This is a genomic window from Nocardioides agariphilus (assembly GCF_015352445.1).
GTDB classification, from domain to species: domain Bacteria; phylum Actinomycetota; class Actinomycetes; order Propionibacteriales; family Nocardioidaceae; genus Nocardioides; species Nocardioides agariphilus.
The window spans coordinates 267,824-292,958 of the sequence record NZ_JADKPO010000001.1 but is presented as its reverse complement, the minus strand read 5'-3'; the positions used below and the strand labels follow the sequence as shown (position 1 = coordinate 292,958).

Genomic DNA, 25,135 nt, shown 5'->3' with positions numbered 1-25,135 from the left:
GGATCGCCGATCGTGAACGACTTTCCCTACGCCGAGCGGTTCAGCGTCAACCGCACCCTTCCGGAGAGCGGGCGGCCGCGTTCCGACGTACTTGCGGAGATGCGGTCCATGGCGCAGGAGGAGGACGCGTTCTGGGAGACCGGGAAGGTCTCGGGGACGATGTACTGCGGGGACCACGAGCACTACGACTTCCTCGCGGACGCGTTCGGCATGTTCGCCCACGTCAACGCCCTCCAGCGCGACATGTGCCCCAGCCAGACCAAGTTCGAGGGCGAGGTCATCGCGATGGCACTCGACCTCATGCACGCCGACGCGGTGACCGACACGGAGCCGGCGGGCCTGCTCACCACCGGCGGGACGGGGAGCATCCTGCATGCGCTGGTGGCCTACCGCGAGCATGCGCGCGAGACCCGGGGTGTCACGCGCCCCAACTTCGTGAAGCCCGAGACGGGGCACGCGGCGTTCGACAAGGGCTGTCACCTGTTCGGGATCGAGCTGCGCGTAGCTCCCGTCGACCCGAAGACGACCCTCGCCGACGTCGACGCGATGGCCGCCCTGATCGACGACCAGACGATCGCGATCATGGGCTCGGCCGGCAACTACGCCTACGGCACGATCGACCCGATCGCCGAGCTGGCCGCACTGGCCGCCGAGCGCGGTGTCGGCATGCACGTCGACGGCTGCCTGGGCGGCTTCATCCTCCCGTTCGCCGAGGACGCCGGCCTTGACATCCCGCTCTTCGACTTCCGCGTCCCGGGGGTCACGTCCATCTCGGCCGACACCCACAAGTACGGCTATGCCTTCAAGGGCAGCTCCACGCTGCTGTTCCGCGACAAGGCGCTGCGCCAGGCGCAGTACTTCCACCTGCTCGACTGGAGCGGCGGGAAGTACATGTCGCCCGGCATGGAGGGCTCTCGCTCCGGCGGCCTGATCGCCAGCACCTGGGCCTCGATGGTCTCGCTCGGCCGCGAGGGGTACCGCGAGCACGCACGCGAGATCTTCGCTACCGCCGCGGCCATGATGGACGTGGTCCGCTCCCACCCCGAGCTGCGCATCATGGGCGACGGCACCAGCGGCGCACCGACGTTCTGCTTCTCCTTCACCAGTGACGAGTTCGAGATCTACCACCTCGTCGACTTCCTGGGCCCGAAGGGCTGGCGCTTCAACGGCCAGCAGTACCCCAACGCGATCCACATGGCCGTCACGCGCCCGCAGACGCGCGCCGGCGTGGTCGAGCAGTTCACCGCGGACCTCGCCGAGGCCATCGCCTATGCGAAGCAGAAGGAGTCGTCGGGCGAGCAGGCCTACGCCGGCGCGATCTACGGCGGAGTCGCCGGCGGGCTCGACCAGGCGACAGCCGACTTCATCGTCGCGGTCATGGACGACATGCTCGACAAGCAGCAGTCGCTGCCGCCTGCATGACCGAGAGCGACGTCGTCCTCGCCGTCGACCTGGGCACGGGCGGACCCAAGGTGGGCTTCGTCTCGATGCGTGGCGACATCATCTGGTGGGAGCACACGCCGGTCCCGACGAACGCAGCCGACGGCGGCGCCCGCACGCAGGATGCCGAGCTCTGGTGGACGGTGATCTGCGAGTCCGTACGCCGCGGGGTCGCCGCGGTGGGCGGCGAGCACGTCGTCGCCGTCAGCGTCACCGGGCAGTGGGCCAGCACCGTCCCCGTCGACGAGGCCGGCCGACCGGTGGACGAGTGCGTGCTGTGGAGCGACACCAGAGGCGCGCCGTACTCGGCCGAGCTGGTCGGTGGACCTGTGTCCGGGTACGCACCCAAGCCGCTGGCGACCTGGCTGCGCCGCAGTGGCGGCATCCCGACGACGTCAGGGGCCGACCCCGTCGGGCACCTGCTGTTCTGGAAGCACGAGCGCCCGGACGTGCTGGCCCGGGCCCGCTGGGTGCTGGAGCCGGTGGACTACCTGACGATGCGCTTCACGGGTGTGCCGGCGGCGACCCTGGCCTCGATGACGGGCGCGTGGCTGACCGACAACCGGTCGCTGGCGAAGCTGGCCTATGACGAGGTGCTGGTGCGGGCGACCGGCATCGACGCGCGGAACCTGCCCCCGCTCGTGCCCACGGGCTCGGTCGTCGGGCCGGTGCTCCCCGACGTAGCGGCGGCCCTGGGCATCCCGGCCACAGCCGTCGCGGTGACCGGGCTGCCCGACCTCCACTCCGCCGCCGTCGGAGCCGGCGCCGTCGAGCTCGGCCAGCCCCATGCCTCGATCGGCACCACGGCCTGGATCAGCGCACCCGTGCCTCGCAAGAAGACCGACGTGATGCGGCAGCAGGCGAGCGTGCCGGGCCTGGACAACGCGTCGTACCTGCTGGCCAACAACCAGGACTCGGCCGGCCGCAACCTGCAGTGGTGGCGCGACTTGGTCGCCCCCGACACGTCGTACGACGTGCTCCTCGCCGAGGCAGCGCAGGTCCCGCCGGGATCTGGCGGCGTGGTCTTCGCGCCGTGGCTCACCGGTGAGCGGTCGCCGATCGACGACCGCAACGCGCGCGCCGGCTTCCACGGCATCGGTGAGAGCAGCACCCGCGCTCACCTCACGCGGGCGGTGCTGGAGGGGGTCGCCCTCAATGCCGGCTGGCTTCTCGGCGCGGCCGAGAGGTTCGTCGGCGGACGGCTCGACGACATCCGTCTCGTCGGCGGCGGCGCCAGGTCGCACCTGTGGTGCCAGGTGCTCGCCGATGTCACCGACCGCACCATCGTGCGGGTCAGCGACCCGTGGCTGGCCGGTCTGCGAGGAGCCGCGCTGTTCGCCGCACTCGCGTTGGGCGAGGTGCGCAAGGACGAGCTCCGCGGGCTCGTCCCCACCGATCCGCCGTTCCGTCCAGACCCGCAGCGCCGGGCGACGTACGACGCCCTGGCAGCGGAGCTGCCCAAGCTGTACGCCGCCCAGCGCGGCTTCTTCAGACGATCAGCCCGACGCGCAGACGGTCAGGGTGCGCGATAGGCCCACACGTAGCGGAAGATCATCTGTCCGACCGCGTTGGCGTCAGGAGTGACGTTGAACCCGTGGCCGTCGGCGCCTTCAGTGCTGGCCGTGACGCCGGCATACACCGCGGTCGAGTTGGGCTCGACGTTGGTGGTCGCCGCGACGTAGATACACGTGATTCCGGGCGTCGCGTCGGGCGCTGCGGCCGTCCCGGGGCACAGCGTGCCGTTCTCGTTGGTGTCGATGACCGACGCGTGCGGGGCGAAGTAGACGTTGCGGGTCGGGTTGTCCTCGCTCAGCGGGGCCGCGGGGGTGAAGCCGAGTGCCGTGTAGGTCGTGAGCTGACCACCTGCCGTCGCGACATAGCCCTGGATCAGCCCGCCACCGACGACAAGCGTGCCCGCCGGCGGCGGCTCGAACGCGCTGGCGCCGTCGGCACCCTTGAGCTTGGCGCGATCGGTCGGGTTGATGTCCCTGAGCTGGAGCGTCCGGTTCTTGATGTCCTTGGTGGTGACCGTGCCGTCCTTGATCTGTGCGCTGGTGATCACGATGGCGGCGCTGGCGCTTCCGGCGCAGCTGATGACCAGCGCTGCGACGGCGATGATGTGGGCCGAGGTGATCTTCGGCCGTTGGAAGTCTTTCAGGCTCATTGCTTCTCCCCAGTCGGTTGCCAGAAAGCAAAGACTCTGCCTCGGAGTACCCCCGGGTGGCATGACCCAAAGGGACTATTCGGGAGGTAGGGACTGGGGTGCCGCCACGCCCTGGGGCGTGGCGGCACGCGAACGCCAGCTAGGCGACACCGATCGCGGTGCACGTTCTGCCTTGACCGCACGACCGCCAGATTCGCGGCATGCTTCCGCAGCCCCGTAGCCTTGACCCTTGTGGCAGGACCCGACTACGACTCCGAGATCAAGCAGCTCCAGGCGACGATGAGCACGATCGGCCAGGTGCTCGACCTCGACGGCATGCGGCGCGAGATCGCTGACCTGGGTGAGCAGGTCGCGGCCCCGGACCTGTGGGACGACCAGGACAACGCCACCCGGGTGACCGGTCGGCTCTCCGCGCTGCAAGGTGAGCTGGACCGCTTCACCGAGCTCGACAGCCGGATCGGCGACCTCGGCGCGCTCGTCGAGCTCGGCTTGGAGGTCGACGACGCAGCCTCGCTGGCCGAGGCCGAGGCGGAGCTGCCCAAGGTCAAGAAGGCCGTGGAGGCGCTCGAGGTCCGCACGCTCCTCTCCGGCGAGTACGACGCGCGCGAGGCGCTGATCACCATTCGTTCGGGCGCAGGAGGGGTCGACGCCGCCGACTTCGCCGAGATGCTGATGCGGATGTACGTGCGCTGGGCCGAGCAGCACAAGTACCCCGTCGAGGTCTTCGACACCTCCTACGCCGAGGAGGCCGGCCTGAAGTCGGCGACGTTCGCGATCCACGCGCCTTACGCCTTCGGCACGCTCTCGGTCGAGGCGGGCACCCATCGCCTGGTGCGCATCAGCCCCTTCGACAACCAGGGTCGCCGTCAGACGTCGTTCGCCGCGGTCGAGGTCGTGCCGGTGCTCGAGCAGACCGACGAGGTGGACATCCCCGACGAGGAGATCCGCACCGATGTCTACCGGTCGTCTGGTCCGGGCGGCCAGTCGGTCAACACCACCGACTCGGCGGTCCGCCTGACCCACATCCCGACGGGCATCGTGGTCTCCTGCCAGAACGAGAAGTCGCAGCTGCAGAACAAGGCCTCGGCGATGGTGATCCTCAAGGCCAAGCTGCTGGCGATCAAGAAGGCCGAGGAGGCCGCCCAGATGAAGGAGCTCAAGGGCGACGTCCTGGCTGCCTGGGGCGACCAGATGCGCAACTACGTGCTGAACCCCTACCAGATGGTCAAGGACCTGCGCACCGGCTACGAGGTCGGCAACCCGCAGGCCGTCTTCGACGGCGACATCGACGCCTTCATCGAGGCCGGCATCCGCTGGCGGCGCGGCGCCGAGCGGGCCGCCGAGAACTAGTCGTCCGCCTGATCGGCCGGTGGGTCCTCGACGACCTCGTCGGTGGGCCTGACCGCACGGTGCTCGCCCAGCAGGTGGTCGAGCAGGTGGTCGCGCACCACGCGCCGCCCGGGCGAGCTCACCGGCCAGGCGCGCAGCTGCTGTTCGTCTCGTTGCTTCATCCGAGAGATTCCTTCCACGAGAACCGAGTACGTCCAGGCTCGCCGTACGCGGGGCTGCGGGACCGTCGGGTCGGCGACACAGTGCCGTCTCGTGCCGATGGCAACGAGACGGCACCGTGCCGGGTGGCCGGGGCAGCCATGGGCGAGGCGCCGTCCGGGGGTCGAGAACGGTGCCTCTCACCCACCGCCGGCCGCCGATGGCATCACCACCAGAAGACGGAGCGGGCGCCGTCCTCCGAGACCTGGAGACCGGCGCCCACTGTGACGCTCCGCCCGGAACCCCCAACCGGACGTCGAGCGTCGTGCTCCTTCCCCCAGAGGGAGCGAGCCCAACTCTCGTCGTCACGAGGCGGTGCGTCTGTCAGCGCGCTGACACAACCACGAAGACCGGGCCGACGAGTGGAGATGTGAACCGGGGCCCCTCCGTGAGGAGAGGCCCCGGTTCGCAGGTGCCTTGCTGGCCAACGGCTGGCTCAGACGGTGCCGCTGCCTCCTACGCTCACGTAGACCAGCTGGGCGTAGGCGAGCAGGTTGTCAGCCGTCGCCTTCTGGATCTTCTTGCCCGACTGCGAGCGGACCGAGTCGGCGAACTGCGTGAGCGCGCCGCGGGTCTTGTTGACGTTGCCTGCCTTGAGTCCGGCCATGACGTCGTTCCAGAGCTTGCCCAGGGAGTTGGCCGTCTTCTGGTCCATGCCCTTGCTGGTGACCGCAGCGGTCAGCAACGCAGGCATCGTCGTGTAGGACGCCGTGACCTGGATGTTGGTCACGACCGGGCCGACGAAGCCACCTTGACGTGTCATGTACGGCACGCCGTTGGCGTCGACCACCACGCTCGGGAACGAGTAGGTGTGCGCCGTGCCGAACCCGACCTCGCTCTCGGTGGTCGGCAGCGTGACTGTCTGCCCGTCGAGCGTTGCTTGCCGCGCTACCGTGGTCGGCAGTCCGGCCTGGTCGAGCCGGATGACCGGGTTGATGGTCAGGTCCGCACCGGCGTAGTCGATGGAGTAGTTCTGGTCGGCTGCCCCCGCGCAGGTGATCGCGCCCACGTAGGGTCCCGGCGCCGTGGTCACCGAGGCTGCCGCGCCCTGGATGGTGGCCTCGCAGACCGGAGCCGTGTCCATCGACGCGTCGGTGTCACCGTTGACCCAGCCGTCGCCCTTCCACGTGTAGGTGCCGAGCGTGCCGTACCTGATGGTCTCGTCCTGCGCCCGGACCGTCAGTGGCGCCTTGGTGATGGTCTCGGTGCCGTTGGCGAAGGCGATGTCGTAGTTGGGACTCGTCGCCTTGCTGGGCACGATCGGGTAGGTGCCGACGTCGCTCCCGGTGGGCGCGCTGGCGAACTCCAGACCGCTGACCACGCTGGAGGTATCGCCGTTGACCAGGCCGTCGTACTTCGCGGTGAAGACCGGGTCGGGAGCGCCGTACACCTTGCTCTTGTCGTGAGCCGTGATGGTCAGCGGAGCCTTGGTCACCGTCTCGGTGCCGTCGACGTAGCTGATCCGGTAGTTGGTGTTGGCGGCGCCTTGGGCCTTGATGGGGTATGCGCCGACTCCTGCGTCGGCCGGAGCCCCGGTGTAGGTCCAACCGCCCAGCATGCTGACGTCGTCTTGGAACAGGAGTCCCTGGACCTTCGCGGTGTACGCCGGGCTCGCGCCGCCATAGGTACGCGCCTTGTCGTCGACGCGGATCGTGAGCGGGGCGGGCGTGACGACCTCAGTGCCACCGAAGTAGGTGATGTCGTAGTCCTCGGTCGTGGAGCCCGACACCGTGATGGGGTACGTGCCGACGCCCGCCTCCTTGGCTGCGCCCTCGAAGACCAGGCCAGGCACCGACTGGTCGCCGTTGACGAGCATGCCGTTGTAGTTGACGTCGTACTTCGCGGTCTCGCCGTACTGACGGAACACGTCGTTGGCGCTGATGCTCAACGGTGCCGGGGTGACCGTCTCGGTGCCGGTCACGAAGCTGATGTCGTAGTTGCGGTTCGTCGCCCCGTCCGGCCGGATGTCGTAGGTACCGACGTGCGCGTCCTTCGGCGGGCCGTTGAAGGCGAGCCCGGTGATGCTGGCGGGTGTGTCGCCGTTGACGAGCCCGTCGAACTCTGCCGTGTACGTCGGCTTGTCCTGACCGTAGCGCCGGGTCTTGTCGTCAGCCGTGATGGTCAACGGAGCGCGAGTGACCGTGAGCCGACCCTTGGTGTACTCGACGGTGTAGTTGGGGCTGGTGACCCCGGACGCCACCAGGTCGTAGTCACCCGCAGGGCTGTCTGGGGCCGGCCCGACGACCGTGACGCCGAGGCTGGGTGCGGTGTCGCCGTTGCGCAGACCCCTGACCTCAGTGGCGAACTCCGGGTTGGGTTCCCCGTAGGTCTTCGTCTTGTTGTCTACCTTGACCATCAGCGGTGCGGGAAGGACGTCGAACGTGCGGGTCACCGGTGCAGCGTCGGTGAACACGGGTCCGCCGCCCTGCTGGTGTGCCGTTACGGTGCACTGCCCGATCCCGACCATGGTGATCTGCGGGCTCGGGCCTTCCGCCGTCTGACACACGTCGTCGGGCGCGGCCGTATAGGTCACCGACGAGCCCTCGTAGGTGGCTCTCGCCTGCGGCAAGAACACCTCGCCGTACCGCTTGGCGCCCGGCTGAGCGAAGGTGATCTCGCTGGCACCCTTGACGTGGACCACGGTCGACTTCGTCACGGACGCGCCGTACTGGTCAGAGGCCGCCAGGACGACGGTGTAGTAGCCCGCGCGCGGGTAGGTGTGGGTCGCCCTGAGGTCGTACAGGTAGGGGTTGGTGCTCGACTCTCGAGTGAGGTGGATGCCAGAGGTCGCATCGTTCTCGGCGAGGTAGCCGACCTCTTGCGCGCTACCCGTGCCGTCGCCCCAGTCAACGCGCACGCTCTCGCGCTCCCAACGGCCCGGAAGCTCCAAACCGCCGAAGACCACGCTCTCCGCGCCGACCGACGTGGGGTAGTTGTTGCAGCCCACGGGCACCGCGGTCACCGAGCAGTCCCTGGCCAGCGAGACGATCGCAGGTACGGAAGCGACATTCACCCTGAGGTCGTGCGTGATGGCGTGACCCTCCAAGTCAGTCCCCTCGACCTGGGCCCAGTGAGATCCTGCCGACTCCCACACGTAGGTGACTTTCGCGCCGGTCTGCCAGTCGCCGTACTCGGGCACGAACCTGTTGGATCCGGTGTCGTAGACCTGGCAGCCCAAGGGAGTGCCAATGGCCGTCTCGCAGCCGATCTTCTGGAAGCGCCACCGGTAGGTGATCCCACCAACCGGGTTCGCGGGCTTGAAGCCGTTCGCGTCGAAGGTGATCGCGCTGTGGCTCTCGAGCCGAGCGGCGCTGAAGGTCGGTTGGCCGACCGGAGGGGTGTAGAGCTGGACCTTCGCCTTCCGGCGCTGGCCGTCGGGACCGAGGAATCTCAGCTCGTCGCTGCCGAAGCACTGCTGGCAGTTGTCGAGGTCGACCTGGTTGTCCTCACCTGGCCGCAGCGCGATGCCGTAGAACTGGTAGCCGGACGGGGTGCGTCTCAACCAGGAGTGGGCCAGTCGCCCCTCCCAGTCGGTGTAGGTGAGCCGCAGCATCTGCCAGCGAGAGCCGTCGGGCCGCTCCACCACGAACCAGTTGTCTCCCTTGAGACTCACGGTGTGGCTCATCACGACGCTGCCGTCGTCGATGACCGCGGCGGAAATGGTCGGTGAGAATTCGCTCACGCCGGTGTCGACATTGGTCACCTGGAAGAAGGGGTCCGTCTCGTTTGCCGAGGGCACTGCGATCGGGTTGAGACACGGGTAGACGTTGAGGTCCTCCAGCTCCCAGGCGAACGGGACCACGGGAAGCCCGTCGAACCAGGTTCGCCACAGGTTGGTGACCTGGAGGTTGTCGCACTCGCGGTCCTGGCGTGGGGAGGGAGTGACGGCGTCGACGAACAGTGTCAGTAGGACCATCTGACCGCTGCGGTCGCTGCTGTTCCACAGGTCGTCGGCGTTGACGGGCTCGCGGGACTGCGCGATGGCCGAAGCCAGCTTCCCGGCCATCTGGTCGATGTTCGCGACGGAGATGCCCACGAGGACGGCGGCAGTGATGGCAACAGCGGCGATCGCAAGGGCGCTACCGACAGCGGCGCCACCCAAGGTTCCCGCGAGCTGGACTCCCTGGCCCACGAGTGTCATCTCGACGACCGATCCCGCTGCAAACGGCATGACGGCGTTGACCAGGGGCGCGATCGTAGTGACGGCCAGACCGCCGGCGATCGCCCCTCCCGCGGTGACGACGGCTGCCGAGCCGAGCCACGCCCCCGCGATGGCCGCAGACATGGGCATCACAGCGCCGTTGTCGAAGTAGGAGTCGATGTGGGTGTTCCCCCACTTCACGAACTGCTGGTAGTCGGGAGTCGGCGGGGTGCACCCGAAGTAGTTCTGGCAGGGAGTGAAGCAGCTCTGCCTCGTGGACTCGTTGTACTCGTCCTGATAAGGAGCGGGTGGGCGGTACTTGCAGTAGCCGCCGGTCGCCTGGTCGGGGTCCGAGACGTTGTATGGCTCCGAAGGCCCGGAGAGGAAGGTCCTGATCTCGGCCTCGCTGGCGTTGGTGTACATCAGCTGGTCGAACGCGGCCAGGTTCTTGCCGGCAAAGCGGGCGTACTCGCGGGCGGCGAACGGTGGTGCCACCATCCGCATCTGCCGGTACCTGCGCCCCAGCCAGTCGACGACGGCCTGTTGCCGTGCCGTCCGCTGGGCTGACGGGGTCTCGAACGCGTCGGCGATCCGCAGCCACAGCTTCGCGAGCGCTTCTTCCCGGGCATAGCTCAGCACCGCGGCGCGCTGACTCGAGGGCAGGTCATGCTCGGTCAGCACATCCGCGACGGCTTGGTCCTCCATGGTCCTCAAGGCGTCCGCGGCTTCAGGAAGCAGACCCTCCATGGTCTTCGGCGGAATGAGATCAGGTGGGCCGAAGACAGGCGGGCACTCGACATTGCTGCCTTCGAGCCAACATGTGTCGGGAAGCGGGTTGGACCCGCCGTAACTCGTGGCGGCATAGGCCGTGACGGCCGCGGGGCCGGGCAGCAGCCCCACCACGACCGCCGTCACCAACGAGACGACAAGACCGATGACCGCCTTGGACAACCTGAAATAGACACGCCGAGACGCCACAGCGACTCCCACCTTTGATAGACACGATGGGCCGTCCCGAGTGGCCCGGCGCGAATCCCCAGACGCGCCACGAGAAGTGTGTGGTCAGGAACGGTCGGCGAACTGTTCTCGAGCCGACATTGGGCTCAAATTGGTGTCAGCAGCGTCAAGTCCCCGACAGACGCTGGGGAACGGTGTCAGGCGGCCGTCAGTAACCCAGGTCAGTGACCCAGGGCCTCGTTGATCCGCGAGGAGGAGTCGGCCTTGGTCTGGCCGCCGACGCCCCAGGCCATCTCGATGCCGAGCCGCTCGCAGACCGCGACCTCGGCGCCGGGGACGGCGTCGCCGTCGGGGGAGCGGTCGCCGCCGTTGCAGAAGACGAGGTCGACACCGGGGTAGGCCGCGTGGATGACCTCCAGCGACGCAGCCACCGAGCCGTCCTCGTCGACCGCCACGAGGGCGGAGTCGGCGACGCGCAGCGCGTCGACGATGCGCAGGCGGTCGGTCTGGGTCGTGATGACCTTGCCCTTCTTGAGCACCTGCTGGGCGTCGTTGTTGACGATCACCACCAGGGCGTCACCGAGGGCGCGGGCCGCCTCCATCATGTCGAGGTGCCCGACGTGCAGCGGGTTGAAGTAGCCACTGACGATGGCTGCCCGGTGTACGGACGGACCCAGCTCGCGGAGCGTCACCGGCGCGACGTTACATGCCGTTGGGCTCGGGGGAGTCCATGTAGGGATAGTCGATCATGAAGGTGTTGAGAGCATCGCCGGAGATCTCCGAGCAGTACTGCCACACGCCGACCTGCTTGTCGCCCGAGGGGTCCTGGTCGGCGCCGCCGATCGACCAGTGGGTGAAGGCGATGTGCTCGCCCTTGGGGAACGCCTTGCCGTCACTCTCGAGCCAGGGCACCGCCTTGAACTTGAAGCGGTAGTTGGAGGTGCCGGCGAACTTGTCGGCCAGACCGCGCAGCTCGCTCATCTGGCTGCTGTCGGCGGCGACCGTCTCGTCGTACCAGACGACCGTGTAGCCGTGCTCGAGGTTGTGCACCAGGACGCCGAGATCGGGTCGGTCGCCCTTGGTGTAGAGCTTGCGGGTCATCGGGTCGGGAGTGCCGTAGTGCTCGCCGAAGGCCGGCGGCGCGTCGTCGTAGAAGATCGCCTGGCCGTCGGGCACGTGCTGCTGGTTGCCGGAGGCCTTCTTGGTGGTCGGCTTCTCGCAGACCGAGGCCGGCGCACCGATCTTGTCGATGGCGACGTCGCGGAACTGACGCAGGTCCCACCAGTTCTTGAGGGGCCGGTAGGCCGCTGCCAAGACGATCAGCAGGGCGACGGTCGCGCAGACGCCGACGATCATCAGGCCGCGCCGCCGCTCCTCGCTCTTCTGCCGGGTGCGGATCGACTCGATGACCGCCTGGCGGTCGGTCTTGGCTTGCTTGGCCACGGATGGTCCTCGTGCTGTTCAGGGGCGCGGTCGGAAGACTGCTCGGGGAATCGTCGGCAGAGTCTACGTAAGAGGACGTGACGGACGGAGATCGACGACGCCATCGGGGGCACCCGGCACCGGCTCCCAGCCGTGGGCGTACGCCGCGACGCCAGCCGCCCAGGCCGCTCGCGCATCGGCGGTGGTGACGCGGACGGTGTCCTCGCGCGGGGCTGACTCGACCCCGGGCAGCTCGCGCAGCACGGCGGCCAGCTCCTCGGCCGGTGCGGGGCGGCCGTAGAGGTCGACGTCGTCGGGGTCGCCGACCAGGGCCCGGACCACGGCCTCGCGGCTGCCGAGACCGAACATGTCGGCTCCCTCGGCTCGCACCAGCGCGGCTGCGCCCGTCCCGTCGTCACCGGCCGGCAGCACCAGGTCGGCCCGGCCGCGCACGACCGCGAACGGCCGGCGGCCCAGCTTGCCCTGGGCCAGCTCGACAGCACCGGCGATCTCGTCGGCGACGGCGGGGGCGGTGACCACGAGCAGGTTGCCGTGCGGGTCGGCGCGGCCGGAGAAGTCCTCGATGACCCGGATGCCGGCTGCCCCGATCGCGATGTCGCTCTGGCCCTCGCGCCAGGCGCGCCCGGCCGTGTCGGTGACGAGGACGCCGACGACCCGTCCGGTCAGCTCGTGCAGCCGGCGACGGACGGCACTCGCGGAGGCGTCGGGGTCGGTCGGCAGCAGCACCACGTGGCCCGACGCGACGTTGGAGGCGTCGACCCCGGCGGCCGCCATCGTCAGTCCGTGGCGCGTGCGCACGATCGTCGTGGCCCCGCGTCTGGCCACCACGCGCACCGTCTCGTCGTCGACCGCGGCGTCCTTGTCGCCGGCGCGCACTCGGCCCTCGGCCTTGGCCACCACCTTGCTGGTCACCGCGACGATGTCGCCGTCGAGGAGGCCGTCGTCACCGAGTAGGCCGACGAGGACCGCCGCGAGGTCGTCGCTATCGGAGATCTCGGGGGCACCGTCGGGCGCCCAGATCGTGATGCCGCTGGTCATGCTGCCGGTCATGCTGCCGGTCATGCTGCCGGTCATGCTGCTGGTCTTGCTGGCCCGACCAGCTCGACCGCCGCTGCCGCCATCGCGGCCGTTGCGTCGAGGTCGGTCATCAGCAGCGGTACGGCGCGACAGGCCAGCCCGGCCTCGGCCACCCGGCGTACGTCGTGGGCGTCGACCTCGTCGACCAGCCAGCCGTCGAGGACGCCGCCGTCGGAGCGGGCGCCGTAGTGCAGCCCGACCGCCGCCGCGCTGACCTCGACGCCGGAGGCCTTGAGGAGCTGCTCGGCCATCCCCCGCAGGTGACGGCCGCCGACGATGGGGGAGAGGCCGACGACAGGAGCCCGGGTCGCGACCAGGGCCTCGCGCACGCGGGGTACGCCGAGGATCGGGCCGACCGACACGATCGGGTTGCTGGGCGGCACGATGACGAGATCGGTGTCGGTGATCGCGTCGATCACGCCGGGGGCGGGGGAGGAGTCGTCGAGCCCGACGAACAGGAGGGCCTCGACCTCTGCCTCGGCGCGGAGCTTGACCCAGTACTCCTGGAAGTGCACCACGCGCCGACCGCTGGGCGAGTCGGCGTCGGTGATCGCCAGGTGCGTCTCCACGCGGTCGTCGGTCATCGGCAGCAGCCGCAGCCGGTCAGCGTACGTCGGGGCGAGCCAGCGTCGGCACAGCGCCTCGGTGACCTGGGACAGGGGGTAGCCGGCGTCGAGCATCTGCGTCCGGACCAGGTGGGTGGCCAGGTCGCGGTCGCCGAGCCCGAACCAGGTCGGCTCCACGCCGTAGTTGGCGAGCTCCTCCTTGGCGTGCCAGGTCTCCTCGCGCCGGCCCCACCCGCGCTCGTGGTCGATGCCGTTGCCGAGGGTGTACATCACGGTGTCGAGGTCGGGGCAGACCTTGACGCCGTGTACCCACCAGTCGTCGCCGTTGTTGGCGATGACCGTCACCCGGGCGTCCTCGGCGACCCCCGGAACCTGGCCCGTCGTGATGCCGTGCCAGAGTCCTTGGAGGAAGCGGGCGCCGCCCACGCCGCCGGACAGCACGGTGATGTGGTTGATGCCAGACCCGTCGCCAGCCATGGCGCACAGCCTGCCGCAGCCCCTCCAGGCGGTCTGGACCACCCCCATCCTGGGGGGAACTGGTTTTCGCGTATACCAGACGCGGGCTTGACTTCCGGTGTACGACAGGCATGTAATTCCCACAGTGTTCTTCACGATGACCGGCCGGCTCCACCACGGGGGTCCGGGATCGGAAGACCGGGTCGAAAGGGCGGAATCCGTGAGAGAGCTGTTTCTCCTCGAGCCGGACGCCGAGGACGGTGGCTGGCAAGAACGCGCCCTGTGCGCCCAGACGGATCCGGAGGCGTTCTTCCCCGAGAAGGGCGGCTCCACGCGCGAGGCCAAGAAGGTCTGCCTCACCTGTGATGTCCGCAACGAGTGCCTGGAGTCCGCGCTGATGCACGACGAGCGCTTCGGCATCTGGGGCGGTCTCTCGGAGCGCGAGCGCAGGAAGCTGAAGAAGAAGGCTGTGTGACTTGGCGGGCTCCGCCCGCCACCGGTGGGCGCGGTCGACCGAGGATTCGGGGGGTTTCGGTTACGTCGTTAACGTGAACTCCCGTGAATTCAGGGCCGGGTGAGCGCGTCGTCGCGCTCGTCGTCAGTCATGACGGCGCCCGGTGGCTGCCCTCGGTGATCGGGGGGCTCCAGAGACAACGGGTGCGGCCGGGTCGGGTGGTCGCGATCGACACCGGCAGCAAGGACGCCTCGGCCGACCAGCTGGAGGCGGCGTTCGGCGCCGAGGCCGTGGTGCGTGCTCCCTCGTCGACCAGCTTTCCCCTCGCCGTACGACTCGGACTCGAGCACGCCGACAGCGAACCTGGCCGGGGCGACTGGGTCTGGATCCTCCACGACGACGCGAACCCAGCGCCCGACGCCCTGGCCGAGCTGCTGGCTGCCGCCGAGGCGGACCCAGAAGCTGACGTGCTGGGGCCCAAGCTGCGCGAGTGGCCCTCGCTGCGACGCCTGCTCGAGATCGGCGTCACCATCTCCGCGACCGGGCGTCGCGAGACCGGCCTGGAGCGTGGCGAGTACGACCAGGGCCAGCACGACGACGTACGTCGCGTACTCGCGGTCAACACGGCGGGCATGCTCGTGCGCCGGTCGGTCCTCGAGGAGCTCGGCGGCTTCGACGAGCAGCTCGCGGTGTTCGGAAACGACATCGACTTCGGTTGGCGGGCGGCTGCGGCCGGGCACAAGACGGTCGTGGTGCCGTCGGCGGTGGTCTTCCACGTCGAGGCCGCCCATCGAGGCGCCCGACGCACAGGGCTGACCGGCCGCCACACCCACTACCAAGAGCGCCGTGCTGCTCTCTACACCCTGCTGGCCAACGCCCCGAGCCGCTCGCTGCCCTGGCAGGTGCTGCGTCTCGGCCTGGGCACGCTGCTGCGCGTCGTCGGCTTCCTGCTCGTGCGGGCGGTGGGCCAGGCCCTCGACGAGCTCGCTGCTCTGGTATCGCTCTACGGCAGTCCCGGTCAGGTGCTGGCCGCCCGACGCGACCGCAAGCGGCGACGCGAGGCCGCTGCGACCCCACCGGCCGATGTTCGCAGCCTGCTGGCGCCGTGGTGGCTGCCCTACCGGCACGGACTCGACACCGTCAGCGACCTCGTCACGGCGCTCACCCTCCAGGCCCAGGACGTCGCCGAGCGACGGCGAGCCGCAGCAGCAGCTGCCGAGCTCGAGCACGCCGTCACCCCGCGGCGCCCGACCCGGGCCCACAGTGCTGCCGACGACGACGAGGGACCGGCGGCCGACTCGGGCCTGGTGGCCAGGTTCTTGACCAACCCCGTGGCGCTCGGGCTGGCGCTGTTCGTGGTGCTCGTGCTGTTCGGTGCGCGCGAGGCCATCGGTCCGGTCAGCGGTGGCGGACTCTCCGCCGCACCGTCCGACGCGCGCGATCTGTGGCGCCTGCACCTGGAGTCGTGGCACGCCCTGGGGCAAGGGACGGCCGTGCCCGCCCCGCCGTACGTCGTGGTGCTCGCCGCCGTGGCCACGCTCCTCGGCGGGAGCGTGTCGGCGGCGGTCTCGGCGATCCTGCTGTTCGCCGTACCCGTCGCCCTCTGGGGTGCCTGGCGGTTCCTGCGGGTGGTCGGCCACCTCAGCGACGCTGCCGGCGCGCCCCGCTGGCTGCTAGCCGTCGCGGCCTGCACCTACGCGCTGGTGCCGGTGGTCAGCGGCGCGTGGGGTGACGGCCGACTCGGCATCGTCGTGGTCACGGCCGTGCTGCCCTGGCTGGGTCACGCGGCCCTCGGGTTCGCCGATCCTGAGCCCGACCGGCGGTGGCGTGCCGCCTGGCGGTCGGGACTGCTCCTCGCCCTGGTCGCGGCCTTCACGCCGGTGGCCTGGTTCTTCGCAGCGGCGCTCGGCGCGGCGCTGGTCGGCGTCGGCTTCGGCATCGCCCCGGCCCTGATGCGTGACCGTTCGGTGTGGGGGCCGCCGGCGGCGATGGTCGCCAGCGTCCCGGTGCTGCTGTCGCCGTGGTGGCTGCCGGCCGTCGTCCACGGCGCGGCTCGCAGCCTGTTCCTCGACTCCGGCCGGCTGCCGGAGCCCAACTTCGGCTTCGAGGAGCTGCTCGGCGGTCGCCTGCCCGGCGACCTGGCAGCACCCTGGTGGCTCGGCTTCGCGCTGCTGGTGATGGCGGTCTCCGGGCTGATCCCCTCGCGTACCCGCATCCCTGTCCTCGTGGTGTGGATCGTCGCCCTGGTGGCAGCGGTGACATCGGCCGCTCTGGGCGCGGTCCACCTCGACCTCCCGATGGGGGAGTCGCGTCCGGGACTCGGCTTCTTCCTGGTGGTGCTGCGAGGGGCGTTCGTGGTCGCGGCGTTCATCGCCATTCACGGGCTGGCCACTCGCGCGCGCCGCACCGGTACGTCGTTGCGTCGCCTCGCCCCTGCCGTACTGACCGGCCTGGCGGCGATCGTGCCGCTGCTCGGGCTGGCGTGGTTCGTGCTCGAGGGACCCGGCGAGCTGACCGACGACCGCGACACCGGCATCCCGGCCTACATGGTCCAAGACGCCTTGCGCGGACCCGCACACGGCATCTTGGTGATCCGCGGGAGTGTCGAGGACGGTCTCACCTACGCCGTACGACGCGGCGACGGCGTCACGCTCGGCGAGGACGAGATCCTGGCCGCGACTCCCGCCGACGGGCGTTTCGGCGCCGTGGTGGAGGAGCTGACCTCGCAGCCCCGCGCCTCGGTCGTGGCCCAGCTGGCCGACGCCGGCATCCAGTACGTCGTGCTGCCGGCGCCCGCCGACGGTGACGTCGCCGCCGGGCTCGACGCCACCGCCGGGCTCGACCAGGCCAGCGCCGAGGACCGGTCCACGCGCGCCTGGCAGGTCAGCCGCGACGTCGATGAGGCCGCGCTGGACGGCCCGACCTCCTGGTGGCGTATCGCGCTGCTGGTGCTCCAGGGCATCGGCCTGCTGGTCGCGCTGGTGCTGTGTGCCCCGACCTCGGCACACAGCCGCCGGCGGGCCGAGGCCGAGGCGAGCGACGAGACCCTCCCCGCCCGAGGTACGTCATGACCCAGAACCGCGGACGCCGGATGGCGCTGCCTCCTCCCGAACGCGTCGCCCGCGGCCTGCGCGCCCGCCTCAACGTGACCGCCGTACTCGCCCTCGTCCTGCCGTTGCTGACCGTGGGCGCCCTCTCGCTCGTTCGTCAGGCAGACGTCGCCGACCCGCGTCAGGCGCCGAGCGAGACGGCGCTGGACCTGGCGGTCCTCGCCTGCCCGAGCGGCATCACCGAGGACGGCGTGCTCAGGGTCTCGAGTGCCACCAGCGAGGCGGGCTCCGTCGACGTCGGCCCCGTGGGTGGCGCGGGATCGACGACCTCTCTCAACGTGCCCGCGGACACGACCGCTGAGGCTCGGCCCGGCCGAGACCCCGTGACGGTGCGCGCTTCGGGTGCGATGGCACCGGCTCTGTCGGCGGCCCGCGCCGACGCCGGTCCGGCTGCCACGTCCTGCGTTGCGCCCCAGCCCGAGCAGTGGTTCACCGGGCTGGGCGCCGCCGCGAAGCACTCCTCGGTGCTCGAGCTGGTCAACCCCGACCCCGGCCCCGCCGTCGCCGACATCTCCTTGATCGCCTCCCGGGGACCCGTCGAGGCCCCCTCGCTGCGTGGCATCACGGTCCCTGGCGGCAGCAGCCTGCGCGTCGAGCTCGCCCGCGAGATCCCCTTGCGAGGTGAGATCTCGGCCGAGGTGGTGGTCTCGCGCGGCCGTGTCGGCGTCTTCGTCGTCGACACCTACGACGAGCTGGGCCGCGGCAATGCGGGCGTGGACTGGCTGGCCGCCCAACAGCCCAGCGAGGTTCTGACGATCCTCGGCCTGCCCTCCGGCGCAGGTTCGCGGGCGCTGGTGGTGGCCAACGATGGCGACGACGAGGCGCGGGTCGTCGTGCGCGTCGTCACCTCCGACTCGGCGTTCCGCCCGGAGGGACTCGACGACATCCGGGTGCCTCCACACTCGGTCGTCCGCGTGCCGCTGACCGGCATCCTCGGGCAGGCGGTCAAGGACGGCGCGGTCGGCGTCCAGCTCGAGGCCACCAGGCCGGTGACCGCGACGTTGCGGTCGTTCGTGGCAGGCGACATCTCCGACGCCGTACCACTCACGCCGTTCAGCGAGGCGACCCAAGCGATCCTGCCCGACGGGCAGTCGACGGTGCTCCTCAGCTCGGCCTTCGTAGCTGCGGCGGAGGTCGTCTCCTACAACGGTGACGGAGACCAGAAGACCAGCGCGGTCGACCTCTCGCCCGGACGTACGGTCTCGGTGAAGCTCCCGAAGGACGCCGTCTTGGTCACCGTGACGCCTTCCTCGGCGCCGGTTCGTGGCGCCGTGGTGACGACCGATGGGGGCACGTCCGTCCTCGGGCTGCGTGAGCTGGTGCGCACCCGGCTGGTGCCGGGTCTGCGGTCTGCCCTGCCGTGACCAACGACAGCCCCGACTTCTGCGTTGCGTCTGCACGCTGACAGACCGGGCACCAGTTTCTGACCGAACCTTTCTCGCATGCTTGCTGCGAACCCCGCCATTGCTCGCCCGGCCCAGGGCTCCGTGTGGCCCAACGTCGTCCGGGCCTGCCTCGGCAACCTGGTCGAGTGGTTCGACTGGTTCATCTACGCCTGGTTCGCGATCTACTTCGCCGCGACCTTCTTCCCGGCGCACGACGCGACCGCGCAGCTGCTCTCGACGGCAGTAGTGTTCGCGATCGGCTTCCTGATGCGGCCGCTGGGTGGCTGGGTGCTCGGCCTGTACGCCGACCGTCGCGGTCGCCGCGCCGCGCTCACCCTCTCGGTGTCGCTGATGTCGGCCGGTTCCTTGGCCATCGCCTTCAACCCCGGCTACGAGGCCATCGGCATCGCGGCTCCGGTGCTGCTGGTGGTCGCCCGCATCGCCCAGGGCCTCTCCCTCGGTGGCGAGTTCGGCACCAGCGCCTCCTACCTCACCGAGGTCGCGGACCCGCGCCGCCGCAGCTTCTTCGCCAGCTTCCAGTTCGTCTCGATCGTGCTCGGCCAGCTCCTCGCACTCCTGACGATGATCGTGCTTCAGCGGTTGCTCTCGGAGTCGGCCATGGGCGAGTGGGGCTGGCGGGTGCCCTTCGTGCTCGGCGCCGTGATCGGCCTGACCGTGTTCTACCTCCGGCGCCGGATGCAGGAGTCGGACGCGTTCTTGGAGCACCAGCGCGAGATGGCCCAGGAGATGTTGGAGGTCAAGGCTGGTCGCCGCGCCCGCACCCGCGTGGGCATGACCGCGATCATCCGCGAGTACCCCCGTGGCTTCGCCATCGCCTTCGGCGTGGCCATCGGCGGTGGCGTGGTGTTCTACACCTACACCGGCTTCCTGGAGCGCTACCTCGTCTCGGCTCGCGGCTTCGACAAGGACGACGTCTCGCTGATGTCCTTCGGTGCCCTCGCCGTGTTCCTCGTCCTGCAGCCGGCTGCCGGGTGGCTGGCCGACCGCATCGGCGCCCGACGGGTGATGGGGATCTTCGCCCTCGGCACCATGACCACCACCCCGCTGGTCTTCGTGGTGATGGCCCACACCTCGAGCCTGCTGGTCGCCTTCTTGGGTCTCGTGGTCGGGCTGAGCTTCCTGGCCTGCTACGGCGGCGCGGCCGCGACGCTGTACGCCGACCAGTTCCCGACCAAGGTGCGGGCCCTGGGCATGGGGATGTCGCACTCGCTGGCCAACGCGATCTTCGGCGGCACCACCGAGATGCTGGCGCTGTCCCTCAAGGAGTCCGGCCACGAAGGCCTGTTCCCGTGGTACATCGTCGCGACCGCCGGTGCCACGCTGCTGGCGCTGGCGTTCGTGGCCCCGGCCGTCGCGCCCGCTCCTGCCTCAGTCTCCCGGGTCGTAGCGCGGGTCGACGTCAACCGGGTCGATGCCCAGCAGCTCGGCCACCTGCTCGACCAGGACGGTCAGCACCAGCGCCTCGAGGTCGGCACGCGTCTCACTGCGGTGCTCGATCGGCCGACGGAACAGCACGAGCTTGGTCGCCTTGCCACCGCTGCCGCGGATCAGTGACGAGAGGGGCACGATCCCCGAGGTCCAGTCATCCGGGATGTGCGGGGTGTCCTCGACGGCGTACTCGACGAGTCCCAGCCTGTCGGCCCACCGCTTCTCGAGGTCGGAGACGAGGTCGAGGACCAGCTCGTCGAAGCGCTCGCGGGCGGTGGGGAGCATCGGCTCGCCGGGGCGATCGGGCACCACTGCCGGCCCGCGCATCCCGCGGCCGCGCCGGTCACGCACCGACTGATGACCTGCATGCCTCACGGCAGCGAGCCTAAGCCTCGCCCGGCACGACGGCAGGTACGGTCGCGTCGTGAGCCTGAACCGTCGCTGCTCCCGCACCGCCTGCGGCCGCCCGGCAGTCAGCACCCTCACCTACGTCTACGCCGACCAGACCGCCGTCCTCGGTCCGTTGGCCACCTTCGCCGAGCCGCACGCCTACGACCTGTGCGAGGTCCACTCCGAACGTCTCAGCGCCCCACGGGGCTGGGACGTGCTGCGCCTGGCTCCCGACCCCAACGCCATCGGCCCGACGACCGACGACCTGCTCGCGCTCGCCGACGCCGTTCGCGAGGCCGCGCGCCCCGTGCCCGTCACCGTCTCGGCCCCGTCCGCCGAGACCGGCCGCGAGGTCGCCCGCAAGGGCCACCTGCGGATGCTGACGTCTGAGTGATCGCCTCGCTTGGTTGAGGAAGGCGCGCTGGCGCCTGTCTCGAAACCTGGGTGCTTCGCTGGTTGAGGAAGGCGCGCTGGCGCCTGTCTCGAAACCTGGGTGCTTCGCTGGTTGAGGAAGGCGCGCTGGCGCCTGTCTCGAAACCACGCGACCGGCAAGGCGGCGGGTGCTTCGCTGGTTGAGGAAGGCGCGCTGGCGCCTGTCTCGAAACCTGGTGAACGGTCAGCCGTTGGCCGACGGGGTTTCGAGACGGTTGCTAGCGCAACCTCCTCAACCAGCCGGTGGGTGGGCTGTTCGCTCAACCTCCTCAACCAGCGGGTGGTGCGATGACTAGAGTCCTTGCAGTGAGCAGCCTCGACGCGGACACCGTCCGCGCCATCTTCAAGGCCTACGACGTCCGCGGACTGGTGCCGGATCAGGTCGACGAGGAGCTGGCCCGGCGCACGGGTGCGGCATTCGTGCGGGTCGTGGCCGGCGAGGGCACCGTCGTCATCGGCCACGACATGCGGCCCAGCTCCCCGGCGCTGGCGGAGGCCTTCGGCCTCGGGGTGACTCAGGCGGGCGCCGACGTGCTGCACATCGGGCTGGCCTCGACCGATCAGCTGTACTTCGCCTCCGGCCACCTCGGTCACGCGGGCGCGATGTTCACCGCGAGCCACAACCCCGCGCAGTACAACGGGATCAAGCTCTGCCGCAGCGGCGCGCAGCCGGTCGGCATGGACACCGGCCTCGCCGAGATCCGCGACCTCGTCATCTCGGGTCCGCTCCCCGACGGGTGCGCGCAGGCCAGCGTCCGCCGCCGTGACGTGCTCGACGACTACGTCGCGCACCTGCTGGGTCTGGCACCCGTGATCGGTCGCCGCCTCAAGATCGTCGTCGACGCCGGCAACGGCATGGCAGGACTCACCGCTCCCGCCGTCTTCGCGGCCCTGGGCAGTGAGCAGGTCGAGCTGGTGCCGATGTACTTCGAGCTCGACGGCACCTTCCCCCACCACGAGGCCAACCCCATCGAGCCGGAGAACCTGCGCGACCTGCAGGCGCGCGTCGTGGCCGAGGGTGCCGACATCGGGCTGGCCTTCGATGGTGACGCCGACCGCTGCTTCGTCGTCGACGAGCGCGGGGGAGCGGTCTCTCCCTCGACGCTGACCGCGCTGATCGCCGCGCGCGAGTTGCGCCGGGACCCGGGCGCCAACGTGATCCACAACCTGATCACCAGCCGCGCGGTGCCCGAGATCGTGACCGAGCTCGGCGGCACCCCGGTGCGCACGCGGGTGGGCCACTCCTTCATCAAGGCCACCATGGCCGAGACCGACGCGGTGTTCGGTGGCGAGCACAGCGGCCACTTCTACTTCCGCGACTTCTGGCGCGCCGACTCCGGCATGCTCGCCGCCCTGCACACGCTGGCGGCGCTGGCCGAGACCGACCAGCCCCTCTCCGAGCTCGCCGGCCACTACGAGCGCTACGTCCTCAGCGGCGAGATCAACTCGACGGTCGCCGACCAGCAGGCCGTGGTGGCCGAGATCGAGGAGCGGTACGCCGGCGACGGCGCCCCGGAACCAGCACAGGTCGACCACCTCGACGGCCTGACAGTGGCCACCGACGACTGGTGGTTCAACGTGCGCCCCTCCAACACCGAGCCGTTGCTGCGCCTCAACGTCGAGGGCAAGGACGCCGCCACGATGGAGCGCGTGCGCGACGAGGTACTCGCCCGGATCAGGAGACAAGCATGAACATCGACCCCGCACTGCGCGAGCTGATCGTGTGCCCCAGCTGCCGGTCCGCACTCGAGGAGTCCGGCGAGGAGCTGGTGTGCACCGGCTGCGGCCTGGCCTATCCCGTGCGTGACGACATCCCCGTGCTGCTCGTCGACGAAGCTCGTCGGCCGGGCTGACCTGTCGCCATGGTCGCCTGGTTCGAGGAGTCGCGGCTCGATGACGAGACGGCGCTGTCCCACGCCGACGCAGCCTTGCGCAACTTGGCGGAGTCAGGTGCGCGCGTACGCCGCGATGCGGGGGAGGCCCAGTTCGCGTTGAGCCAAGCGGTCGCGATCGCCCAGGCGCAGGGACGCCCGAGGGCAGTCGTTGCCGCCGGTCCCGACTCCCGGCTGCTGCGGGCGGCGCTCGAACCCTGGTGTCCTGTGCCGTTCGTCGCCTGGCCCAACCCCGGTCTGCCCGGGTGGGCTGGCAGCCTCGACCTGGTCGTGGTCCTCGCTCCCGACGGCGGAGACGTGGGCACGGCGTCCGCGGTGGCCGAGGCGGTCCGTCGCGGCAGCCAGGTGGTGGTGGCCTGCCCGGAGCGTTCGCTGGTGGCCGACCACGCGGCGGGTCGCTGGAGCACCATCTTGCCGACCGCCTCGCGTGACCAGCTCGCCACTGCGGTGCTCGTCCTGGAGTACCTCGACCGGGTCGACCTCGGCCCTTCGGCCGACCACGAGCAGGTGGCCGACGCGCTCGACGGCGTGGCGATGGCCTGCTCGCCGCACCGCGACATCGCGGTCAACCCGGCCAAGATGCTCGCGATCGCCCTCGCTGACGCCATCCCGGTCGTCTGGGGCGGCTCGATGCTGGCCGCCCGCGCCGCTCGTCGCGTCGCCGAGTCCATCCGGCGCGCCAACGGCCGCACGGCGATCGCCGGCGACGCCGAGCACCTGCTGCCGGTCATCGAGGCAGCCACTCCGCGCAACGTCTTCGACGACCCCTTCGACGACGAGCCCAGTGACCTGCGACCGGTCCTGGTCGTCCTCGATGACGGCGCCGAGGACCCTGCGGTGCGTGAGCAGCGCGGTCGGCTGCTGGCGGCAGCCGCGGAGCACGGCGTCCGCACCGAGACCGTCTCCACCGACGCCACCTCCGAGGTGGCTCGCTATGCCTCGCTGCTGCTCAGTGGCCGCTACGCCTCGGAGTACCTCGCGATCGGGCTGGTCAGCCAATAGCCGCAAGGAGGAGGTGGTCGAGCTCGTCGAGACCACGCCCGGCCGGTGGTCTCGACGAGCTCGACCACCGCGGGGTCTGCGACTGGTTCACTAGGCTGCCTTCTGTGATCCCGGAGCCCGGAGCCAGCCGATGAGCGGCGGACTGTTCGCGCTGCTCGACGACGTCGCGGCCCTCGCCCGGCTCGCCGCCGCCTCGGTCGACGACGTCGGCGCCGCGGCCGGACGTGCCAGCGCCAAGGCGGCTGGTGTCGTGGTCGACGACACGGCGGTCACCCCGCAGTACGTCGCCGGGGTCGCCGCCCGGCGCGAGCTGCCCATCATCAAGAAGATCGCGGTCGGGTCGCTACGCAACAAGATCCTCTTCATCCTGCCCGCGGCCCTGATCCTGAGCCAGTTCCTGCCCTGGGCCCTCACACCGTTGCTGATGCTCGGCGGCACCTACCTCTGCTACGAGGGCGCCGAGAAGGTCTGGGAGCGCCTGTTCCACGCACCAGCAGGGCACCACGACCAGGACGCAGAGACGGTCCAGGAGCAGTTCGGACCCGAGCACGAGGGCCCGATGGTGGCCGGTGCCATCCGCACCGACTTCATCCTCTCGGCCGAGATCATGGTGATCGCGCTCAACGAGGTGGCCGACGAGCCGTTCGTGTCGCGGGCGGTGATCCTGCTGGTCGTCGCGATCGCCATCACCATCCTCGTCTACGGCGTCGTCGCGCTGATCGTGAAGATGGACGACGTCGGCCTCCACCTCACTCAGCGGGCCTCCGCGGCCGCCCGGCGGGTCGGCCACGCGCTGGTCAACGCGATGCCGCGACTGCTCGCGGTCATCTCGGTGGTCGGCACCGCCGCGATGCTCTGGGTCGGCGGCCACATCCTCCTGGTCGGCGTCGACGACCTCGGGTGGCACTGGCCCTACGACGTCGTGCACCACTGGGAGGAGCGCGTCGAGCATGCCGTGGCCGGTGTGGGCAGCGCCCTGGCCTGGTGCGTCAACACCGCCGTCTCGCTGCTGATCGGCGTCGTGTGGGGCGCGATCGTGGTGGCCGTGATGCACGTACTGCCGTGGCCCAAGAAGGTGGCCGCCGCTCACTGACCGCGGCGATGAGGAGGTCGCTCGAGGATTCCTTCTTCGTGCGATCGCGGGCCTACGCTTCGGGGTGTCCGCGTGGGAGATCCCATCAACGCGCAGATGCGCGGCGCAGACCTGGCTCCACTTGTCACAAGGAGAC

The 25,135-nt window shown here is 70.1% G+C and carries 19 protein-coding genes and 1 pseudogene; 12 read left to right on the top strand and 8 right to left on the bottom strand.

Annotation, left to right across the window (positions count from 1 at the left end; genetic code table 11):
• Nucleotides 1–12 precede the first annotated feature (12 nt).
• Both ISU10_RS01495 and ISU10_RS01490 read left to right on the top strand, forming a co-directional pair.
• Nucleotides 13–1,422, top strand: coding sequence for a pyridoxal phosphate-dependent decarboxylase family protein (locus ISU10_RS01495; RefSeq protein ID WP_194694562.1), 1,410 nt, complete (start codon nucleotides 13–15; stop codon nucleotides 1,420–1,422).
• Nucleotides 1,419–2,972: a xylulokinase gene (locus ISU10_RS01490; protein WP_194694561.1), complete on the top strand. Its 1,554-nt coding sequence runs from the start codon at nucleotides 1,419–1,421 to the stop codon at nucleotides 2,970–2,972. The genes ISU10_RS01495 and ISU10_RS01490 overlap by 4 nt, the downstream gene beginning before the upstream one ends.
• Here ISU10_RS01490 and ISU10_RS01485 read toward each other — a convergent pair.
• Nucleotides 2,957–3,604, bottom strand: coding sequence for a hypothetical protein (locus tag ISU10_RS01485; protein ID WP_194694560.1), 648 nt, complete (start codon nucleotides 3,602–3,604; stop codon nucleotides 2,957–2,959). The genes ISU10_RS01490 and ISU10_RS01485 overlap by 16 nt on opposite strands.
• A gap of 231 nt (nucleotides 3,605–3,835) precedes the next feature.
• Between ISU10_RS01485 and prfB the strand changes: the two genes are divergently transcribed.
• Nucleotides 3,836–4,954: a peptide chain release factor 2 gene (gene prfB, locus ISU10_RS01480; protein ID WP_194694559.1), complete on the top strand. Its 1,119-nt coding sequence runs from the start codon at nucleotides 3,836–3,838 to the stop codon at nucleotides 4,952–4,954.
• Here prfB and ISU10_RS01475 read toward each other — a convergent pair.
• The 6 genes from ISU10_RS01475 to cofD all read right to left on the bottom strand — a co-directional run bounded on the left by ISU10_RS01475 (nucleotide 4,951) and on the right by cofD (nucleotide 13,813).
• Nucleotides 4,951–5,115, bottom strand: coding sequence for a hypothetical protein (locus ISU10_RS01475; protein WP_194694558.1), 165 nt, complete (start codon nucleotides 5,113–5,115; stop codon nucleotides 4,951–4,953). The genes prfB and ISU10_RS01475 overlap by 4 nt on opposite strands.
• Nucleotides 5,116–5,588: 473 nt before the next feature.
• Nucleotides 5,589–10,271 carry an MBG domain-containing protein gene (locus ISU10_RS23980; protein WP_194694557.1) on the bottom strand — a complete coding sequence of 1,561 codons (4,683 nt, stop codon included), beginning with the start codon at nucleotides 10,269–10,271 and terminating at the stop codon, nucleotides 5,589–5,591.
• Between the two features lie 200 nt (nucleotides 10,272–10,471).
• A complete protein-coding gene (locus tag ISU10_RS01465) occupies nucleotides 10,472–10,942 on the bottom strand; it encodes an adenylyltransferase/cytidyltransferase family protein (RefSeq protein ID WP_370864525.1) in 471 nt (156 codons plus the stop codon).
• 10 nt (nucleotides 10,943–10,952) lie between these two features.
• Nucleotides 10,953–11,693: a DUF3105 domain-containing protein gene (locus tag ISU10_RS01460; protein WP_194694556.1), complete on the bottom strand. Its 741-nt coding sequence runs from the start codon at nucleotides 11,691–11,693 to the stop codon at nucleotides 10,953–10,955.
• Nucleotides 11,694–11,756: 63 nt separating this feature from the next.
• Nucleotides 11,757–12,767, bottom strand: coding sequence for a coenzyme F420-0:L-glutamate ligase (gene cofE, locus ISU10_RS01455; RefSeq protein WP_228499038.1), 1,011 nt, complete (start codon nucleotides 12,765–12,767; stop codon nucleotides 11,757–11,759).
• Nucleotides 12,764–13,813: a 2-phospho-L-lactate transferase gene (gene cofD / locus ISU10_RS01450; protein WP_194694555.1), complete on the bottom strand. Its 1,050-nt coding sequence runs from the start codon at nucleotides 13,811–13,813 to the stop codon at nucleotides 12,764–12,766. Before cofD ends, cofE begins: the two co-directional genes overlap by 4 nt.
• A gap of 199 nt (nucleotides 13,814–14,012) precedes the next feature.
• Here cofD and ISU10_RS01445 point away from each other — a divergent pair, with 199 nt between their 5' ends.
• The 4 genes and pseudogenes from ISU10_RS01445 to ISU10_RS01430 all read left to right on the top strand — a co-directional run.
• Nucleotides 14,013–14,267: a WhiB family transcriptional regulator gene (locus tag ISU10_RS01445; RefSeq protein ID WP_194694554.1), complete on the top strand. Its 255-nt coding sequence runs from the start codon at nucleotides 14,013–14,015 to the stop codon at nucleotides 14,265–14,267.
• 83 nt (nucleotides 14,268–14,350) lie between these two features.
• Entirely contained in the window at nucleotides 14,351–17,317 is a 2,967-nt protein-coding gene (locus ISU10_RS01440; RefSeq protein WP_194694553.1) for a glycosyltransferase, read from the top strand.
• A complete protein-coding gene (locus tag ISU10_RS01435; RefSeq protein WP_194694552.1) occupies nucleotides 17,314–18,720 on the top strand; it encodes a DUF5719 family protein in 1,407 nt (468 codons plus the stop codon). Before ISU10_RS01440 ends, ISU10_RS01435 begins: the two co-directional genes overlap by 4 nt.
• Nucleotides 18,721–18,798: 78 nt before the next feature.
• Nucleotides 18,799–20,115: pseudogene (locus ISU10_RS01430) on the top strand (MFS transporter); the annotation flags it as partial.
• A gap of 15 nt (nucleotides 20,116–20,130) precedes the next feature.
• Here ISU10_RS01430 and ISU10_RS01425 read toward each other — a convergent pair.
• Nucleotides 20,131–20,565 carry a metallopeptidase family protein gene (locus tag ISU10_RS01425; RefSeq protein ID WP_370864522.1) on the bottom strand — a complete coding sequence of 145 codons (435 nt, stop codon included), beginning with the start codon at nucleotides 20,563–20,565 and terminating at the stop codon, nucleotides 20,131–20,133.
• A 49-nt stretch (nucleotides 20,566–20,614) separates the two neighbouring features.
• Between ISU10_RS01425 and ISU10_RS01420 the strand changes: the two genes are divergently transcribed.
• From ISU10_RS01420 to ISU10_RS01400, 5 genes are all read left to right on the top strand, one after another.
• Complete coding sequence (locus ISU10_RS01420; RefSeq protein ID WP_194694551.1) at nucleotides 20,615–20,974, top strand: DUF3499 domain-containing protein; 360 nt, start codon at nucleotides 20,615–20,617, stop codon at nucleotides 20,972–20,974.
• Nucleotides 20,975–21,300: 326 nt separating this feature from the next.
• Complete coding sequence (locus ISU10_RS01415; protein WP_194694550.1) at nucleotides 21,301–22,704, top strand: phosphomannomutase/phosphoglucomutase; 1,404 nt, start codon at nucleotides 21,301–21,303, stop codon at nucleotides 22,702–22,704.
• On the top strand, nucleotides 22,701–22,865 hold the full coding sequence (locus ISU10_RS01410) for a Trm112 family protein (RefSeq protein WP_194694549.1): 165 nt from the start codon (nucleotides 22,701–22,703) through the stop codon (nucleotides 22,863–22,865). Before ISU10_RS01415 ends, ISU10_RS01410 begins: the two co-directional genes overlap by 4 nt.
• A 9-nt stretch (nucleotides 22,866–22,874) precedes the next feature.
• Nucleotides 22,875–23,906 carry an SIS domain-containing protein gene (locus ISU10_RS01405; RefSeq protein WP_194694548.1) on the top strand — a complete coding sequence of 344 codons (1,032 nt, stop codon included), beginning with the start codon at nucleotides 22,875–22,877 and terminating at the stop codon, nucleotides 23,904–23,906.
• A gap of 130 nt (nucleotides 23,907–24,036) precedes the next feature.
• Nucleotides 24,037–24,999, top strand: coding sequence for a DUF808 domain-containing protein (locus ISU10_RS01400; protein WP_194694547.1), 963 nt, complete (start codon nucleotides 24,037–24,039; stop codon nucleotides 24,997–24,999).
• Nucleotides 25,000–25,135: the final 136 nt, after the last annotated feature.

Coding starts and splice junctions, on each gene's coding strand:
- ISU10_RS01490 (WP_194694561.1), top strand. CDS start 1,419: ATGACCGAGAGCGACGTCGTCCTCGCCGTCGACCTGGGCACGGGCGGA.
- ISU10_RS01485 (WP_194694560.1), bottom strand. CDS start 3,604: ATGAGCCTGAAAGACTTCCAACGGCCGAAGATCACCTCGGCCCACATC.
- ISU10_RS01475 (WP_194694558.1), bottom strand. CDS start 5,115: ATGAAGCAACGAGACGAACAGCAGCTGCGCGCCTGGCCGGTGAGCTCG.
- cofE (WP_228499038.1), bottom strand. CDS start 12,767: ATGACCGGCAGCATGACCGGCAGCATGACCGGCAGCATGACCAGCGGC.
- cofD (WP_194694555.1), bottom strand. CDS start 13,813: ATGGCTGGCGACGGGTCTGGCATCAACCACATCACCGTGCTGTCCGGC.
- ISU10_RS01435 (WP_194694552.1), top strand. CDS start 17,314: ATGACCCAGAACCGCGGACGCCGGATGGCGCTGCCTCCTCCCGAACGC.
- ISU10_RS01415 (WP_194694550.1), top strand. CDS start 21,301: ATGACTAGAGTCCTTGCAGTGAGCAGCCTCGACGCGGACACCGTCCGC.
- ISU10_RS01410 (WP_194694549.1), top strand. CDS start 22,701: ATGAACATCGACCCCGCACTGCGCGAGCTGATCGTGTGCCCCAGCTGC.
- ISU10_RS01405 (WP_194694548.1), top strand. CDS start 22,875: ATGGTCGCCTGGTTCGAGGAGTCGCGGCTCGATGACGAGACGGCGCTG.
- ISU10_RS01400 (WP_194694547.1), top strand. CDS start 24,037: ATGAGCGGCGGACTGTTCGCGCTGCTCGACGACGTCGCGGCCCTCGCC.